This is a genomic window from Algibacter marinivivus (genome assembly GCF_003143755.1).
GTDB lineage: Bacteria > Bacteroidota > Bacteroidia > Flavobacteriales > Flavobacteriaceae > Algibacter_B > Algibacter_B marinivivus.
Genome location: NZ_QFRI01000001.1, coordinates 1,042,263 through 1,060,645, shown reverse-complemented (window position 1 = coordinate 1,060,645; position 18,383 = coordinate 1,042,263). Strand labels below are relative to the sequence as shown.

The window sequence follows — 18,383 nt, the reverse complement described above, 5'->3', positions numbered from 1 at the left end:
TTTTTTTGTACATTTAAGTACTAACAACAAACCACAAAATTATGGAATTACTTAATCCTGTTGCAATGCTAGTTGCAGCAATTTCAGCATTAGTTATTGGCTTTATTTGGTATAACCCAAATGTATTTGGAAACGCTTGGATGAAAGCGGCAGGCATGACAGATGAAGATGTTAAAGGAGGAAACATGGTTAAAATTTTAGTTTTAGCACTGATTTTTGCTTTTTTATTGTCAACCGCACTCCCGGGCATAGTTATTCATCAAATGGGTGTTTTTAGTTTAATAGGTGGAGATCCTTCTATAGCTGAACCCTCTTATGCAGCATTAATGGCCGATTATGGCGATGCTTTTAGAACCTTTAAACATGGCGCTTTTCATGGTGTTTTAACTGGAATTTTTATTGCGCTTCCAATACTTGGAACCAATGCATTATTTGAGCGTAAAAGCGCAAAATATATTTTCATTAATGCAGGATATTGGATTGTAACTTTAGCGGTTATGGGCGGAATTATTTGCGCTTGGAGATAATCTTTTTGTAAAGTTTTAACATATTTAAAGACTGAGAATTGTAATTTTCAGTCTTTTCTTTTTTCTATTGATACATCATAAAATATACAGAACTGTTGATGAGCTTCCTGAAGCATGGGATGCACTTTTAACGAACGATATTTTTTTAAAAACCAACTTTTTAAAAGGGCTAGAACTGTCATATCCAATAAATATTTCTGGGTATTATGTTGGAGTTTTTAAAGATGAAATTTTGGTCGGTATCGCTATTGTACAACGCGTTCAAATGTATACCGATGATATTTTTAGAAAAAATGGAAGCGACTCATTAAAGCAACTTGCTAAACAATTGGTTTCTAAAATTGTTAAAGGAAATGCTTTGGTTGTTGGGAATTTGATGCACACGGGGCAGCATGGGATTTATTTTAACGATAATCAGATAAATCAAACGGATTATTTAAAAGAACTTGAAAAGGCATTAGATAATTTAACTCTTGAAGTTAGAGCGAAGTTTAATAAAAAGATACGTGTTATTGTTTTTAAAGACTACTTTGAAAATGATAATATTCACATGGATATTGCCTTTTTCAAGAGGAATAATTTGTACAAAATCCAAGTACAGCCTAATATGATTCTTGCAATTCCTGATACTTGGGAAACATCTGAAGATTACATTTCAGCATTCAATAAAAAATATCGTAAGCGCTATAAAACTGCAAGAAAAAAATCTAGCACACTTCATTACCGCGAATTGGATACTGAGTATTTAAAAGCACATGCTGATACTATATTTAATCTTTATGAAACAGTTTCAGACAACGCTAGTGTTAACTCATTTAAGCTTCAGAAAGACCATTTTCATCAATTAAAAGTTCATTTAAAAGATCAATTTAAAGTGTTTGGTGTGTTTTTAAATGAAGAATTGGTAGGTTTTTACACACTTATTTTGAACGGTAAGACTTTAGAAACTTATTTTTTAGGCTACAATAAAGATTTGCAACATCAGCATCAAATGTATTTGAATATGATTTTTAACATGGCATGCTATGGCATTGAAAATGAATTTAAAAGTATTGTGTATGCAAGAACTGCCATGGAAATTAAAAGCTCGATAGGAGCGAAGCCTCACACCATGCATATCTATTTAAATCACACCAATAATTTTATAGCAAATACGGTTTTAAAGTGTATTGTTAAGTATATGAATCCTATTCAAAAATGGGAAGAGCGTCATCCTTTTCGGAAATAGTTGTTTGTTTTTGTTTGGTGTCTGATTGTTTTGCGACGTATAGATAACAAATATATTCTTATGAAAAAGTTTGCTATTTTTTTATTACTGCCGTTGTTCAGTTTTTCACAAAATATGGATAACCAAAAATTAGATACTATTTACAAAACGGTAAGTGATTCTATTCAAGGCAATATTGGTGGTTGGCAGTTTTATATAAAGCAAACACCACTCATCAGTATAACAGATGAAAATCATAATAGAATGCGAATTATTTCTCCTATAGCAGATTCAAACACGTTGAATGAAGAATTAATTAAAGCCTGTTTAGTGGCTAACTTTCATACCGCATTAGATGTAAAATACGCAGTTTCAGATGGTGTTTTATGGTCGGTTTTTATTCATCCTTTAAGAGAACTTTCAGAAGATCAGGTCAAGGATGCCGTAAGTCAAGTGTATTATGCAAATATTAATTTTGGAACTACTTTTGCGAGTACTTCTTTAACGTTTCCAGGGAATATTTCAGATAAAAAAGAAAAGGAAATTGAAGAAAAGCCTAAGTTTAAAAAGTTTTAAAAATTATTTTATCAGAAAAAGAACGATAAAAATAACTAATAAAACCCAAAGCAATAATTTTTCTAAATTTAGATTATTATAAAGAGAATTTGTTACGGGTTTATATAATCTTTTATAAAAGGAACTTTTAATTTCTTCCAATTCATCGGTTATATCAGCTGCAGTTTTTATGGTTTCTATACCAATGTTGTCAGTGTAATAATCTCTAAATCTTTCAAGTATGTTTGATAAATCTTTGGCTATATGATTATCATATGATTTAAAAATAGGAATTATCTCAAATTGAAACTTATTTTGTAAATCATTGATTTCTTTTGTGGATTTAGCTTTATCGATTAAATATTCATTATCTACATTTTCATGATTTGATGTTAAATTCTTTTTGTGAGTTTTGAATTTTTCAAGAGCTAGTTTGAAAAAACAATCAATTTTTTCAAGGTTAGAGTTAATTATAATCTCAACGTACCATCTTTTCTTTCTGTCATCTATTATGTTTAAATTATTGAGAATTGTTGTAATTAAGAAAATTATTACTGTTACAATAAGAGCGATAGTTTCTGTAGCCATTTCTAAAATCGGAATCCGTTGTTAAAATCATCTAAAGCATTTTGGGCATATCTGAGTGCTTCCGAAATATTTTCTTTAATAATTTCTTTGATTATATCAATTTCTTTCTCGTCAAATGTAAATGTGAATATTTCATTAAAACCTTCTCTCCCTTTAAGTTTTTTAAAACTTTTATAAAACAAACCTAAAAAAAAGGATGGGTTAAAAGATGTCGTTCCCAAAGGAATAAAAACATTAATCTTTTGGTTTTGAGTATCTAAATTGTCTAGCTTAACTTCTTTTCTAACATTTTCACCTTGTAATCTGCCAATAAAAGCAGAGCTATTGTTACCTCTATATTTTGAAAGGTCAATAACTATACTATTTTGATTATTTAAGTTATTATTGGGCATTATTTTTTTGACTGTTTTTCGTTTGTAAGTTGTGCTCATTTAAAAATACTCTTATACTAATTAACGTACCAGGAAACTTTTTATTTAAATTAATTAGGTGAGATTTTGAGGGTGGATCAGAAATATTATTTGTGTCGTTTAAAGATACATTAATTTTTCCAGAGTCGTCTCTTTTGTAACATTTATAGTTATTGTCAATTTTTATAAGAGTATCTCCTGATAGTATTATCATTAATGGATGGATTTTTCGGTCAGTATTTTCATAATCACCTATTTGAAAAAAGGATTCAAGTAATTTAATGGTTCCAGTTCCTCTACTCTCGTCTTTATAATGTAAACTACTAACACCTTCATTTAGAGCTAATAATGATATAAGATTACTTTGTTTAAAAGAATTGTCTTTAGAAATTATGTCAGAAGATAATTTATCAAGCATTGAAAACATTTCTTGATTCATATCTTTTGTATTGTTTAGGCTATCATAAATAGAAACACCAAAATTTAAAAAATGTATTTGTACTTCAACCACTTTTTCTTCTATAAATTCAGTAGAGTCTTCAAATAAATATGTTGTAGCATACCACTCACCACCATAAAACGAATGTTGCTCAGAATTATCTATTGTTTCACTTATTAGACCTTCAAATAAATTTATTCCAGTTTCGGTAAGCTCAAAAGAAGTGTTTTTCCATAAAGTTTCTTTTATAAAGTCTCTGATTTTAGTTGTTGCTTTCTTTTTAGAACTTTCTACATATGATTTTGAGTTCTTTGAACCAGAATAGGATTTTCGACTTACAGGAAGTAATTCTGAGTCTGGAAAATCTAATTCGAATAAAAGTTTATTACTAAATACACACAATCTTTTATTAACTGTAGAATTTTTGGATTTTTGGACTTCGACAGTGTTATTTAAATCAATTTTGAATGATGGTTGGAGCTTTTTTTTGTGTTTAAATATAACATTGAATATATTATCTAGAATAAAAAGACATGTTATCTCTACTTTTTTACATTTTTTAAACGATAAAACTATGTTCTGATTGTAGCTCTGTTCGTAAGAATATATGGTTTGAATAATTTTATTAAAACTTTCTTCAAAGTTCTCTGTTAGGGAGAATATTTTTGGAAATATAATTTTGTTTTCAGCTTCAAGCCCCTCAAAAACGTTAGTTTTTTCTAAATAATCATAAATAGGTGAGCGTCTTTTTTTTAAAAGTCTCTTTTCAACATTTATTAAATGTTTAGAAAAGAGAAATTGTTTTTCATTTTGATACTTTTTCCCTTTTCTTTTTTCGTTGATGTAGGCTTTTCTCTCTGAGAGTTTTTTTTGAAAATTTGGATTTTTCAATTATTTATCCTCTTTCTTTTTAGCATTTTTCATGGCCTCACCAATTTGATTACTTGCTGTAAAACTAGCCACCATATCGTTTAGCATTTGGCTTCCTGCTTGTGGCGAATTAGGTAACAAAATTAAGTTACTATTGGTTTCTTGACCTATAGACTGCAATGTATCATAATGTTGCGTTACAACAATAAGCGCAGAGGCTTCTTGAGAGTTAATCCCAACTTTATTAAGCACTTCTACAGACTCTTCTAAACCACGTGCAATTTCACGACGCTGGTCTGCAATACCTTGACCTTGTAAGCGCTTGCTTTCGGCTTCAGCTTTTGCTTTTTCAACGATTAAAATACGAGCAGCATCTCCTTCAAACTGAGCAGCAATTTTTTCACGCTCTGAAGCATTAATACGGTTCATAGCTTCTTTTACTTGAGCATCTGGGTCTATATCGGTTACTAAGGTTTTTATAATATCATAACCATAATTTTGCATTGCATCGTTTAATTCAGCTTTTACAGCAATAGCAATATCATCTTTTTTAACAAATACGTCATCCAGTTTCATTTTAGGCACTTCAGCACGAACAACATCAAATACATAACTTGTAATCTGATCGTGAGGATAGTCGAGTTTATAAAATGCATCATATACTTTTTCTCTTATAACTTTGTATTGTACAGAAACTTTTAAACGCACAAACACATCATCTAAAGTTTTAGTTTCTATAATAACATCTAATTGTTGAATTTTTAGGCTTAATTTACCTGCAATTCTATCTACTAAAGGAATTTTTATCTGTAAACCAGAATGACGAATACTTTGAAACTTTCCAAAGCGTTCTATAATAGCAGCCGTTTGTTGTTTAACAACGAAGAATGACGAAATTAAAATAAATAACGCAATGAAAATAATTGGGATGAAAATGAAACTCATAATACTTATATTAAATGGTTAGAAAATCGTGAATTACTAAATTAAGTTATATTTGAACATTTAACCCTAAAAATAGCATGAAAAAAATACAACTTTACCTATTAGTAGCATTATCTGTATGTTTTGTTACAAAAACTTTTTCTCAAAATGGGAAATACGATATCGTAAATGGTATTGGAATTTTTGGTGGCCTTACCAAAGTTGACTTAATCACTGATAATTTTGTAACCACCCAAGGCGATGGTTTTGTAGGCGGAATGAGCGCTACTGTCGAGATTAATCATAGGTGGTACAATATGAGTTACGGATTACATTTATCTGAAAGCACCATTAGTATCTTAGGTAGACCAACAGCTTCTAGTACTACAGACGAGTTTGTAGATTATAAACTTTTTGCTGCTCAATTAGCTTTAATGATGCACGTTAAACTTGCAGGAAGTTATGTGACCTTAGATGTTGGCCCAATGTTGCAATACAACAGCCGATTAGAGTTTGAAGATAAAGCTCAAGAAGGCTATTTTATTAATAATTACGATAATTTACTGGCAACAGATATTAGCAACATTTCTCAGTTTAATTTAAACGGAGCTGTAGGTGTTACAGCAGGTTTTAAATTTATAAAGCTTAGAGCGCATTATATTTATGGAGCCACTAACATATTGAAAAAGCTAGAAAGTGAAGATATTGATACTTCAGGTGGTGATTCTCGTTTTAAAGGCAATATGTCTATGTTGTTATTTGGGGCTATGATTTCGTTTTAAGATTTTGTATTAATTTTTTTCATAATCTTTTTTAAACTTTTAACCATTATTTTATTTGTACTTGTAACGAAAGCAAAATTTTCATTATCATTTTCATCAATTCTTACTTGACCACTAGTTTTTCTGTAGTAAATTAATTCTGAGTTATTTAAGTCGTAAATCTCTAAAACGGCTTGAGCAATATTTTTTCTTTCATTATAAGTTTGTCCAATTTTTAAACCCCCAATATCATCTTTTGAGTTTTTGCACACTATATTTATTAAATAGTCAAATTTTGTTGTTTTTTTAATTTGTTCTAAAAGCAATTTATTAGGTTTTATTGAAATATAAGGCAAGCTAATGTTCTTTATATCTTGTGCTTTTTTTAGATTATTACCAAGTTTTTTTTGAAAACCATCATATGCAATTTTAGTTAACTGTTCTTTGATGTCATTTGGTGAAGTCACTTCATTTAACAACCAATTTCCTTCTCGAAAATCTATGCCGTAAGGCGTGGAGTCAAGGTCGTTTAAATAGGAAGCTGTATGACATGAGGCTAAAAGGATTATAGAAAGGCAAAAAGTTAATTTTTTCATAGTCGTTTTTGATATAAAACAATTAGAAAGTTAATTATCCTGAAAAAAAAATGAGTAGAATCGTTTTATTTTAATATTTCAATTACATTCTCAACCCGCCTAACCGTCTCACTCTTCCCAATCATATACATAATATCAAACACATCAGGCCCTTGTAAAGCACCAACTAAAGCTAAACGCAGTGGCATCATCACTTTCCCAAAACCAATCTCGTTACTTGTAATCCAACTTTTAATTTCGGTTTGAAGGCTTTCTACTGAGAAATCTTCAATGTTATTTACAATAGAAATGACTTCAGATAAAATTTCCTTTGTACCCTCTTTAAAAGCTTTTTTTGAAGCCTTTTCATCATATGATGTAGGCGCAGTAAAAAAGAAATGACTTAAGTCCCAAAAATCTGAAACAAATGTGGCACGTTCTTTAATTAAACCAATAACCATAGAAATGTAGTTTACATCTATATCGGCTAATTCAGAGTGTTTACCTTTAAAAACTTCAGCTAATTCAGAGTCATTTTGCTCTTGCATATAATGGTGGTTAAACCATTTGGTTTTATCAGGATCAAAACGGGCACCAGATTTGTTTACTTTGTTTAAATCGAAGGCAGCAATTAATTCATCTAGATTAAAAATTTCTTGTTCCGTTCCAGGGTTCCAACCTAAAAACGCTAAGAAATTAATCATAGCTTCTGGGAAATACCCATCTTCTTTATAACCTCTTGAAACGTCCCCAGTTTTTGGATCTGTCCATTCTAAAGGAAATACAGGAAAGCCTAATTTATCCCCATCACGCTTGCTTAATTTTCCTTTTCCTGTTGGTTTTAAAATGAGAGGTAAATGTGCAAATTCAGGAGCTTCCCACCCAAAAGCCTTGTATAATTGATAGTGTAATGCTAAAGAGGGTAACCACTCTTCACCACGAATAACATGCGAGATTTCCATTAAATGGTCATCAACAATATTAGCTAAATGGTAAGTGGGCATACCATCACTTTTAAACAGTACTTTATCGTCTAAAATATTAGTGTCAATTTTAATATCACCACGAATAATATCTGTTAAATGAAGCGTTTCATCTTGAGGCGATTTAAAACGAATCACATAATCCTCACCGGCATCAATTTTAGCTTTTACTTCTTCTGCAGAAAGCGATAAAGAATTACTTAATTTTAATCGGTTATGCCAATTGTAAATAAAAGTTTTGCCTTTAGCTTCATGGTCTTTTCTATGAAAATCTAAAGTTTCAGAAGTATCAAAAGCATAATAGGCATTACCAGAAGCAATTAATTCATCTGCGTATGCTTTGTATAACGTTTTGCGTTCACTTTGTCTGTACGGGCCATATTTACCAGGATTTACAGGGCTTTCATCAGCAGGTATACCACACCAATTTAAGGCATCAATAATGTATTGTTCTGCGCCTTCAACATAACGGTTTTGATCGGTATCTTCAACCCTTAAAATAAAGGTTCCATTATGTTTTTTAGCAAACAAATAATTGAATAGCGCTGTACGAACGCCACCAATATGTAAAGGTCCTGTTGGGCTTGGTGCAAAACGCACACGAACATTTTTGGTCATGCTTTGTAAATTTGCAGCAAAGATACAATTAACAGCTAATTAAGAACCTTGTAAAAAATAAAATTGTAGTTTAGTAAGTTGAAACACTAATATTGAGAATGTTTTACCCAAATCATGAGCAATTTTAAAGTCATACAAAACAAATTAGAAGCGTTTATTAGACGCTATTATACCAATGAACTCTTAAAGGGTGTTATTTTGTTCTTCGCCATTGGGTTGCTGTATTTTTTATTTACTCTTTTTTTAGAGCATATTTTATGGTTGAATACAACTTCTAGAACAGTATTATTTTGGCTGTTTATTGCTGTGGAATTAGGTTTGCTCATCAAGTTTATTTTTATTCCTTTAGCTAAATTATTTAAGCTTCAAAAAGGCATAAATTATGAAGCAGCTTCAAGAATTATTGGGAAACATTTTCCTGAAGTTGATGATAAATTATTGAATGTCCTTCAATTACATGATGAAGATTCTGATTCTGAATTATTGCTAGCAAGCATAGAGCAGAAATCTTCAGAATTAAAGCCCGTACCATTTAAATTGGCGGTTAATTTCAAGAAAAATCTTGGGTATTTAAAATATGCTGCTATTCCTGTGGCTATTTTGCTTTTCGCGTTTATAACAGGAAATTTTAATTGGTTTAGCGATAGTTACGAGCGTGTGGTACATTACAAAACGGCTTATGAACCGCCCGCACCTTTTCAGTTTTTTGTGGTTAATGAAGATTTGAGCGCCATTGAAAATAAAGATTACAAACTGATTGTAAAAACCGCAGGTGAGGTAACTCCAGAAAGTGCACAAATCACCTATAATGATGAAACTTACTTTTTACAGCAAAAGGCCTTAGGCGAGTTTGAGTATGTGTTTACACAACCCAAAGAGGCAATTACCTTTCAGTTATCTGCTAATGATGTTGTCTCGAAACCTTATATCATCAATGTAGTTGAAACGCCATTGTTATTAAGTTTTGAAATGGTTTTGGATTACCCGAGTTATACCAAAAAAAGAGATGAAACTTTAAAAAGCACAGGAAATGCTCTAGTTCCTGAAGGCACACAAATTACATGGCAGCTTAAAACAAAATCTACCGATGAGGTATTTTTATATGCTAAAGATACCGTTGGGTTTAACTCAGATAAATCAGGTGTTTTTGAAGCGTCTAAACGGGTGTACAATAATTACGATTACACTTTAAGCACCAGTAATAAAAACTTAAAAAATTACGAAAATTTAGCCTTTAATATTGATGTTGTTAAAGATGAATACCCAGAAATAAATTTGAAAGTTGAAAAAGATAGCATCGATTTACAGACCCTTTATTTCTATGGGCAAGTAAGTGATGATTATGGATTTAGTAAGTTGCAATTGGTGTATTATCCTTCTGAAAATGAAAAGAATAAGCAAGTTGAAACGATTCCTATTTCAAATTCAAACATTGCAGAATTCATCAGTGCATTTCCTAATAATTTAAATATTGAAGCAGGTGTACCTTACGAATTATACTTTCAAGTATTTGATAATGATAGGGTTAACCGATTTAAAAGTGTAAAGAGTAGCGTGTTCAATTACAGAAAACGCACTAAAGATGAAGAGGCTAAAAAGAATCTTGAAGAACAAAACGAAACCATTAAAGATTTAAATAAGTCGTTAGAAAAGTTTGATGAACAAGAAAAGAAATTAGAAGAGTTAACGAAAACTCAAAAGGAAAAATCGAGTTTAAATTTTAATGATAAGAAGAAATTAGAATCGTTTTTCAAGCGTCAGAAACAGCAAGATGAAATGATGAAAAATTTCAATAAAAAGCTGAAAGATAATTTAGAGGAGTTTCAAAAAGAAAATCCAAAAGAAGATGAATTTAAAGAAGATTTAAAAGAACGCTTAAAGGAAAATGAAGAGAAGCTTAAACGAGACGAAAAGTTACTTAAGGAAATTGAAAAACTTCAAGAGAAAATCAACAAAGAAGAGTTAATTCAAAAATTAGATGAGCTTGCAAAACAAAATAAAAATAAGAAGCGCAGTTTAGAGCAGCTTTTAGAATTAACCAAACGTTTTTATGTTGAAAAAAAATTAGAAAAGCTAAAAGATGATTTGGAAAAATTAGCTGATGAGCAAGAAAAATTATCTAATGCTTCTGAAAAAGAAAACACTAAAGAAAAGCAAGACGATTTAAATAAGCAATTTGACGATTACAAAAAACAAATTGAAGAATTAGAAAAGGAAAGTAAAGCTTTAAAAAAACCAATAGATATTCCTAGAGATAAATTAGATGAACAAGAAGTTGATAAAGAACAGCAAAAAGCGTCTGAGGAGTTAGAGCAAAAAGAGCAAGAGGAAGCTAAACAACAAGGTTCTGAGCAAGAGCAAAAAGAAAATAGTGATCAGAAAAAACAAAATCAAAAGAACGCACAAAAAAGTCAGAAGAAAGCGGCTCAAAAAATGAAACAAATGAGTCAGCAAATGCAAAGCGCGATGCAATCTAGTGGTGGCGAGCAAATGCAAGAGGATATGGATATGCTTCGTCAAATTTTAGATAACCTAGTTTTGTTTTCGTTTGACCAAGAAGCGCTCATGAATCAATTTAAATCTATTGAGATTAACCATAATAAATATGCCACCTATCTAAAAAAGCAAAGAAATTTACGTGAACATTTTGAGCATGTTGATGATAGTTTATTTGCCTTATCGTTAAGACAACCAAAACTTTCTGAGCAAGTCAATAAAGAAATCACAGAGGTGTATTATAATATTGATAAAGCCCTTGGATTATTTGCCGAAAATCAATTGTATCAAGGGGTTTCAAACCAACAATTCACAGTTACTGCCGCCAATAATCTTGCAGATTTTTTAAGTAATGTTTTAGATAACATGCAAGAAAGCATGAGTATGTCTGCTGGGAAAGGTGGGGAAGGCGATATGCAATTACCAGACATTATCATGAGTCAAGAAGAGCTTAATAAAATGATGGAAGATGGCATGAAAAAAGGTGAACAAGGAAAACCCAAAGAAGGAGAAGGTCAAAAACCTGGAGAAAGCGAAAAAGAAGGGGAAGAAGGTAAAGATGGTAAAAAAGGCAAATCTGGAAAAAAGGGTAAAGGCGACCAAAAAGGGAAAGATGGACAGAAAACTGGAGGCGAAGGAGAAGGTACTAGCGAGGGTGATAGCGAGCTCCTGTATCAAATATACCAGCAACAGCAACAATTACGTCAAGCACTTCAAAATAAGCTAGCAAAAGAAGGGAAAAGTGGCAACGGCGATGCATTAGTTAGAAAAATGGAAGACATTGAATTGGATCTATTAAATAAAGGATTTACAAATCAAACACTTCAAAAGATGATGGCATTAAAACATCAGTTATTGAAAATGGAAAATGCAACGTTTCAACAAGGAGAAGATAATAAGCGTGAATCTGAAACCAATAAAAATAGATTTGACAATAACTCAAATAATCAAATCCCAACGGCAAAACAATATTTTCAAACTACAGAAATATTAAACCGACAAGCTTTACCTTTGCAGCAAGTTTACAAAAAGAAAGTGCAAGATTATTTCAAAAAAGCGAATGATTAATTTCAACTACGAAACAGATTTCAAATTAGATTCTGAAGAACAAATTTCAACTTGGATTACAGATACAGTTTCTTCTGAAGCATATAAATTAGAAGAGATAAATTATGTGTTTTGTGATGACGAATACCTTCATAAATTAAATGTTGAATTCTTAAATCATGATACATTAACAGACATTATAAGCTTTGATTATTCGGTAGGAAAAATTATACAAGGCGATATTTTTATTTCAATTGAAAGAGTGGGAGATAATGCAAAGGATTTTAATGTGTCTTTTGAAGAAGAACTTAAGCGTGTAATCATTCATGGTGTGTTACATTATTGTGGTTATAAAGATAAAACAGATGATGACGTTAAATTGATGCGCGAAAAGGAGAATCACTACTTGTCTCAATTGGATTAGTATTAAAGTTTTCATCGTATATTTGCAAACTCAAAATCATGATGTGTTCCACGTGGAACATGTTTTTGAAAAACTATTTAGTTTGTCACACTGGGCACAGTCGAAGTGTAATTACATGCTAAATATTAAATTGAATTAGAACTTATGTTTAACGAAATTTATGATGTCATAGTTGTAGGAGCAGGTCACGCAGGAAGTGAAGCTGCCGCTGCTGCTGCCAATATGGGAAGTAAAACCTTATTGGTTACCATGAATTTACAAAACATTGCACAAATGTCTTGTAATCCTGCTATGGGAGGTATTGCTAAAGGACAAATTGTGCGAGAGATCGATGCGCTTGGAGGTTATAGCGGCATTGTTTCGGATACTTCGGCTATTCAATTTAAAATGCTTAATAAATCAAAAGGACCTGCGATGTGGAGTCCAAGAGTGCAGAGTGATAGAATGCGTTTTGCTGAAGATTGGAGAATGCTTTTGGAAGGCACACCTAATCTTGATTTTTATCAAGAAATGGTTTCTGGATTAGTTGTTGAAAACCATAAAGTAGTTGGTGTAAAAACATCTCTAGGAATTGAAATAAAAGCAAAATCGGTTGTCTTAACAAACGGAACTTTTTTAAATGGCTTAATTCATATCGGCGATAAGAATTTTGGAGGAGGAAGAGCAGGAGAAAGAGCAGCAACTGGAATAACAGAACAACTTGTTAATTTAGGTTTCGATTCTGGTAGAATGAAAACTGGAACACCACCAAGAGTTGATGGAAGGAGTTTAGATTATTCTAAAATGATTGAACAACCTGGGGATGGTAATCCTGAAAAATTCTCGTATTTAGACATTACTAAACCATTAGAAAATCAACGCTCTTGTCATATGACTTACACAAGTCTTGAAGTGCATGATTTACTTCGTGAAGGCTTTGATAGATCGCCTATGTTTAACGGTAGAATTAAAAGTTTAGGTCCAAGATATTGTCCATCTATTGAAGATAAAATTAATCGTTTTGCTGATAAAGACAGACACCAATTATTCATCGAGCCAGAAGGTTGGAATACCTGCGAAGTTTACGTTAATGGATTCTCTACGTCTTTACCTGAAGATATTCAATTTAAAGCATTACGCTCTGTAGTTGGTTTTGAAAATGTTAAATTCTTCAGACCGGGTTATGCTATAGAATATGATTATTTTCCACCAACGCAACTAAAACATACTTTAGAAACTAAGCTAGTTGAAGGTTTATATTTTGCTGGACAAATTAATGGAACAACTGGTTATGAAGAAGCCGCTTCTCAAGGATTAATGGCGGGTATAAATGCAAGTTTAAAAGTGCAAGAAAAAGACCCTTTTACTTTAAAAAGGGATGAGGCTTATATAGGTGTTTTGGTTGATGATTTAATTACTAAAGGCACAGAAGAACCTTATAGAATGTTTACATCAAGAGCAGAATACAGAACGCTATTGCGTCAAGATAATGCGGATTTAAGATTAACACCTAAAGGATTTGAATTAGGTTTGGCTTCTCAAAAACGATTAAAGCGCATGGAAGAAAAGCATGAAGCTGCAGAAAAATTTGTAAACTTTTTTGAAACACAAAGTGTAAAACCCGAAGAGATAAATCCTATTTTAGAAGATAAAAAATCATCTCCTGTGAAACAATCTGGAAAGCTGTTTAAGGTTTTTGCTAGACCGAATATTGAGATGGAAGATGTTAGAAAAGTAGAAAGTGTTGAAGCTTATATTCAAGATAATAATTTGGATAGGGAGGTGATAGAGCAAACCGAAATTCAAGTTAAATACGCTGGGTATATTGCCAAGGAAAAAAATAATGCTGATAAGCTAACACGATTGGAATATGTAAAAATACCCGAGAATTTTGACTATTCGCAAATCAAATCTATGAGTTTTGAGGCGCGAGAAAAATTGAAAAAAATTCAACCTACAACCGTATCTCAAGCATCAAGAATTAGCGGGGTGTCACCAAATGATATTTCTGTTTTGTTGGTTTATATGGGGCGATAAATTTCTGTGAAAACAGGAATCTCATGATTTAAAACAAGTAAGCATTAATGTTTGTAATGTGAATTTTTTATAAACGTTCCACGTGGAACACTTTAAATTAATCTCTCTTTTTTGTCATTCTGAAATTGATTCAGAATCTATTTTAAATGAAAAATACATCTGTTTTTTTAACCGTAAAAGACCACTCCGTTTCAGGAGAGGAATTTGAATTAATTCAAAATTCAGAATACGGTTTTCTAGAAACCACACCTCAACCACCTTCAGATAAATTACCTGGTTATTATCAAAGCGAAGACTACATTTCTCATACAGACTCCAAAAGAAATCTATTCGAAAAAGCATATCATCTTGTTAGAAACATTTCATTAAAAAAGAAATTAAATTTAATAAATTCATATTCCTTAAAAGAAAAGAACCTTTTAGATGTTGGATGCGGGACAGGAGATTTTTTAGAAACGGCGCAACAAAATAATTGGCAAGTTTCAGGGATTGAACCAAACGAAAAAGCAAGAGATATTGCCAATAAAAAAACAAACAATGCAGTTTTTGAAATAAACCAATTATTAAAGTTTAAACCCAACAGTTTTGATGTGATCACCCTTTGGCATGTGTTAGAACATTTACCAAATTTAGAAGATCACATTTCAGTATTTAAAAAGTTATTAAAGCCAAATGGCATTTTAATTATTGCTGTACCAAATTATAAAAGTTATGATGCAAAACATTATAAACAGTTTTGGGCAGCGTATGATGTTCCAAGGCATCTTTGGCATTTTAATCAAGAGTCTATTTCAAAATTAGTTTCAAAACAATTATTTAAAGTTGAAAAGGTAAAACCGATGTGGTTTGATTCATTTTATGTTAGCATGCTTTCAGAAAAATATAAATCTGGAAAAATGAATTCTATTAAAGGTATTTGTATTGGATTGCTTTCAAATTTAAAAGCTATATCAACTAATGAAGCTTCATCTTTAATTTACGTCATAAAAAACATCTAAAAACTATTTCAATTTACCTGAGGCCCTCTTCACTCTAACAAATGCATAAACACTAGTTAGTTTTTTTAAAGTGTCTTAAAACGCTTTATATAGACTTACTTTTAATAGAAATTTATTATTCCAAATCATTTTTTTAATAAATATTTCTTATAAGTTAAATTCAAACCAATTCTGCTTTCAATTTTAACTTACTTTGTTATTTTTGTTCGGATTAAAAAATAAATCAATCAAATACACAAACTGATGAAAAATATAATTTATGTAGTATTAGTAATGGTGATTTTTGCTTCTTGTGAAAAACCAAATAAAATTGGTTTTGTTGATAATGGAACTTTAATTAACGATTATCAAAAAAAGAAAGATGTAGAAGCAAGGTTTCAAGTTAAAGAAGAAGCTTTTAGAAAAAGAGCAGATAGTATAAGTCTTGCTTTTCAAGCAGAAGCTCAAAAAGGACAAGCAGAAGCTCAAAGAATTGCAAGAAGTAATAGAAAGAGAGCTGAAGAATTAATGGGTGGTTTACAGCAAAAACAGCAAATATTGCAACAACAAATGCAAGCGGAGCAACAAAATCTAACTCAAGAATTTCAGGCTGAAATAGATTCTGTTATAGTTAACGTTAAAGATTTTGTAAAAGATTACGGAAAAACAAACGGTTACAATTATATATTAGGAACTAGCGACGCTGCAGCAACCGTTATGTATGGTGGAGAACAAAGTGATTTAACTAAAACTATTTTGGATGCGCTAAATGCGGACTACAAAAAAGAATAGTATACAAGTAATTGATTTACAGGTGATTAAATCGTTATTAACTTAAGTTAATAACGATTTTTTTAGCAATAAAACGAAAACGCTTTCTTTATAATAGAAACTTCAATATTACCTTTTCCAATCAATTCACCATCTGCTTGAATATAAGGCCAATTCTTTTCATTAATTTGAATTGTAACAGATGATGCTTTAAAAGTCCTCACTTTTTTATATTTAGTAATAGTTCCATTAAAAAGCTTAGGTAAGTTTTTAATAATTTCAAACTTGTTTAAATCTTGAGCGATAGTTACATCTAATAAACCATCAAACGGATCTGGACGTTCGGTAAGTTGCATCCCGCCACCAGAATATTTACAAAGCCCAATCAAAATCATAAGTGTTTTTCCAGAAATAATTTCTGAATTTACAGTAACCGTAGATTTGAAATTTTTAAAAGAAAATAAACTCACTATAGTGCCATATAAATAAGCCAAAGCACCAATATGTTTGTATTTTTCAACCTTACTAACTACAAATCCATCAAAGCCTATACCAGCTAAATTGTTAAAGAAAACAGGTGTTTCAAAGCCATTAACTGATATTCTACCAATATCTTGACTAGCTAAATTTCCTTTTTTTATAATTTGAATAGCTGCTTCAAAATCTTTAGGAATATGATGCGTTTTTACCCAATCATTACCTGTACCAATAGGGATTACACCTACATTTATCTCACAAGTAGGTACCTTATTTTGAGTCATAATTCCGTTGACTATATTATGTAAAGTGCCATCTCCTCCAATACAAATAAAGTTTCTAACCTTTTTTTGTATAGCATCATGAACAAGTTGAATGCTGTGTTTGGAATGTGCAGTAAAAGCAAATTCAAATACAAAGAGATTCTTTTCTAAAAGGCCTTTAATTTCTGGCCAATATTTTTTGCTAGAACCATTACCCGATGTTGGGTTAACTATTACAAACCAAGTTTTGGTTTCTGTATCCATTACTCCGCTTTTTTATGAAGTAAGCGCGTTAATTTAATAGATAAATCTGTTAAAATAATTTTTGAATTTCCGTTACGCTCAATATGGTAAATAGCATCTTGAAGTTCGTTGCTGATATCCATAATATTGTTTCCATGTACAAAAGGCGCAAAATTCTCAAGCTTAAACTTTTCGGTTTTAGGTTCTAAATACACTAAATCTGTAGCATTATAATTCAGTAATAAAGCTTGACGGAAAAAGTCTAAACAAAAATTTAAAAATTGCTTTTGCGTTTCGCGACCTGTTTTGGCAATATCTTCACTCCAAGAAATTAAATCGTGGATTGCTGCTTTGTTTCCTTTAGCTTTAAAAGCACTCCTAATCCATAAAATAAACCAAGTTTCAAACTGAATATCTTCAGAATCCTGATAAACTAAATCGCAAGCCTTATTATAATTTCCGTTAGATTGACTTGCTATTTTTGCTGCAACCCTAACATCAATATTATACTGTTTTACTAAGGCATTTTTAATATCCTCTTCAGCCAATGGCGGAAAATGTAAAACCTGACAACGCGATCTAATGGTATTAATAATTTGCTCTTCATCTTCAGCAATCAACAAAAAAATAGTCTTATTTGGTGGCTCTTCAATCAGCTTTAAAAGTTTGTTTGCACAAGCAGTGTTCATCTTTTCAGCCATCCAAATTAACATCACTTTATAACCGCCTTCGTAAGATTTCAGCGTAAGCGATTTTACAATTTCATGCGCTTCATCAACTCCAATTTGACCTTGTTTATTGTCAACCCCAAGAAGTTTATACCAATCAAAAAGATTACCATAAGGTTGCTCATTTAATAATTGTCGCCACTCTTCAAGATAAAAACTAGAAACGGGCTTACTTTTTACTTTACTACTTGTAGTTACCGGAAAAGCAAAATGGAGATCAGGATGCGAAAAATTCTTGAATTTTAAATTACAAGCTTCATTTCCGGTGTTATTTTCACCATCAGAATTTGAACATAAAATATATTGCGCATAAGCCAACGCCATAGGCAAGGTGCCAGATCCCTCATTCCCCACAAACAACTGAGCATGCGGTATTCTGCCATTATCAACACTCTGCGAAAGGTGTTTTTTTATGTGTTCTTGACCTAAAATATCTTCAAAAAGCATGAGGCAAATATACTTTTTGTTTTTAACATTTTCTTGT

Annotated in this window: 17 protein-coding genes; 9 read left to right on the top strand and 8 right to left on the bottom strand. The window is 31.3% G+C overall.

Going from position 1 to position 18,383, the window contains the following annotated elements; all coding sequences use genetic code 11:
* Positions 1-41: 41 nt before the first annotated feature.
* From DIS18_RS05030 to DIS18_RS05020, 3 genes are all read left to right on the top strand, one after another.
* On the top strand, positions 42-527 hold the full coding sequence (locus tag DIS18_RS05030) for a DUF1761 domain-containing protein (protein ID WP_109351924.1): 486 nt from the start codon (positions 42-44) through the stop codon (positions 525-527).
* A 67-nt stretch (positions 528-594) separates the two neighbouring features.
* Entirely contained in the window at positions 595-1,755 is a 1,161-nt protein-coding gene (locus DIS18_RS05025; protein ID WP_109351923.1) for a GNAT family N-acetyltransferase, read from the top strand.
* A gap of 114 nt (positions 1,756-1,869) precedes the next feature.
* The gene (locus DIS18_RS05020) at positions 1,870-2,310 is read left to right on the top strand and encodes a hypothetical protein (protein ID WP_109352588.1); all 441 of its coding nucleotides are present in this window, start codon (positions 1,870-1,872) and stop codon (positions 2,308-2,310) included.
* A gap of 3 nt (positions 2,311-2,313) precedes the next feature.
* Here the strand turns inward: DIS18_RS05020 and DIS18_RS05015 are convergent, their stop codons facing one another.
* From DIS18_RS05015 to DIS18_RS05000, 4 genes are read right to left on the bottom strand one after another with little or no spacing between them, the layout of a single operon-like run.
* Positions 2,314-2,877: a hypothetical protein gene (locus DIS18_RS05015; protein WP_109351922.1), complete on the bottom strand. Its 564-nt coding sequence runs from the start codon at positions 2,875-2,877 to the stop codon at positions 2,314-2,316.
* Between the two features lie 2 nt (positions 2,878-2,879).
* The gene (locus DIS18_RS05010; protein WP_146191798.1) at positions 2,880-3,269 is read right to left on the bottom strand and encodes a hypothetical protein; all 390 of its coding nucleotides are present in this window, start codon (positions 3,267-3,269) and stop codon (positions 2,880-2,882) included.
* The gene (locus DIS18_RS05005) at positions 3,259-4,617 is read right to left on the bottom strand and encodes a hypothetical protein (RefSeq protein WP_109351920.1); all 1,359 of its coding nucleotides are present in this window, start codon (positions 4,615-4,617) and stop codon (positions 3,259-3,261) included. The genes DIS18_RS05010 and DIS18_RS05005 overlap by 11 nt, the downstream gene beginning before the upstream one ends.
* Complete coding sequence (locus DIS18_RS05000) at positions 4,618-5,541, bottom strand: SPFH domain-containing protein (protein WP_109351919.1); 924 nt, start codon at positions 5,539-5,541, stop codon at positions 4,618-4,620.
* Between the two features lie 77 nt (positions 5,542-5,618).
* Here DIS18_RS05000 and DIS18_RS04995 point away from each other — a divergent pair, with 77 nt between their 5' ends.
* Positions 5,619-6,302, top strand: coding sequence for a hypothetical protein (locus DIS18_RS04995; RefSeq protein ID WP_109351918.1), 684 nt, complete (start codon positions 5,619-5,621; stop codon positions 6,300-6,302).
* On the opposite strand, the gene DIS18_RS04990 is transcribed toward DIS18_RS04995, so the two are convergent.
* Both DIS18_RS04990 and gltX read right to left on the bottom strand, forming a co-directional pair.
* Entirely contained in the window at positions 6,299-6,877 is a 579-nt protein-coding gene (locus tag DIS18_RS04990; RefSeq protein ID WP_109351917.1) for a hypothetical protein, read from the bottom strand. The genes DIS18_RS04995 and DIS18_RS04990 overlap by 4 nt on opposite strands.
* Positions 6,878-6,942: 65 nt before the next feature.
* The gene (gene gltX / locus DIS18_RS04985; protein ID WP_109351916.1) at positions 6,943-8,457 is read right to left on the bottom strand and encodes a glutamate--tRNA ligase; all 1,515 of its coding nucleotides are present in this window, start codon (positions 8,455-8,457) and stop codon (positions 6,943-6,945) included.
* Positions 8,458-8,571: 114 nt separating this feature from the next.
* Between gltX and DIS18_RS04980 the strand changes: the two genes are divergently transcribed.
* The 5 genes from DIS18_RS04980 to DIS18_RS04960 all read left to right on the top strand — a co-directional run bounded on the left by DIS18_RS04980 (position 8,572) and on the right by DIS18_RS04960 (position 16,209).
* Complete coding sequence (locus DIS18_RS04980; protein ID WP_109351915.1) at positions 8,572-12,021, top strand: DUF4175 family protein; 3,450 nt, start codon at positions 8,572-8,574, stop codon at positions 12,019-12,021.
* Positions 12,014-12,424, top strand: a complete 411-nt coding sequence (ybeY, locus tag DIS18_RS04975; RefSeq protein WP_109351914.1) for an rRNA maturation RNase YbeY — start codon at positions 12,014-12,016, stop codon at positions 12,422-12,424. Before DIS18_RS04980 ends, ybeY begins: the two co-directional genes overlap by 8 nt.
* 144 nt (positions 12,425-12,568) lie before the next feature.
* Positions 12,569-14,440, top strand: coding sequence for a tRNA uridine-5-carboxymethylaminomethyl(34) synthesis enzyme MnmG (mnmG, locus tag DIS18_RS04970; protein ID WP_109351913.1), 1,872 nt, complete (start codon positions 12,569-12,571; stop codon positions 14,438-14,440).
* Between the two features lie 146 nt (positions 14,441-14,586).
* Positions 14,587-15,438, top strand: a complete 852-nt coding sequence (locus DIS18_RS04965; protein ID WP_109351912.1) for a class I SAM-dependent methyltransferase — start codon at positions 14,587-14,589, stop codon at positions 15,436-15,438.
* A 243-nt stretch (positions 15,439-15,681) separates the two neighbouring features.
* Positions 15,682-16,209 carry an OmpH/Skp family outer membrane protein gene (locus DIS18_RS04960; protein WP_109351911.1) on the top strand — a complete coding sequence of 176 codons (528 nt, stop codon included), beginning with the start codon at positions 15,682-15,684 and terminating at the stop codon, positions 16,207-16,209.
* Between the two features lie 62 nt (positions 16,210-16,271).
* On the opposite strand, the gene DIS18_RS04955 is transcribed toward DIS18_RS04960, so the two are convergent.
* The gene (locus tag DIS18_RS04955) at positions 16,272-17,192 is read right to left on the bottom strand and encodes a diacylglycerol/lipid kinase family protein (protein WP_109351910.1); all 921 of its coding nucleotides are present in this window, start codon (positions 17,190-17,192) and stop codon (positions 16,272-16,274) included.
* Positions 17,192-18,346, bottom strand: coding sequence for a DNA polymerase III subunit (locus DIS18_RS04950; RefSeq protein WP_109351909.1), 1,155 nt, complete (start codon positions 18,344-18,346; stop codon positions 17,192-17,194). The genes DIS18_RS04955 and DIS18_RS04950 overlap by 1 nt, the downstream gene beginning before the upstream one ends.
* Positions 18,347-18,383 lie beyond the last annotated feature (37 nt).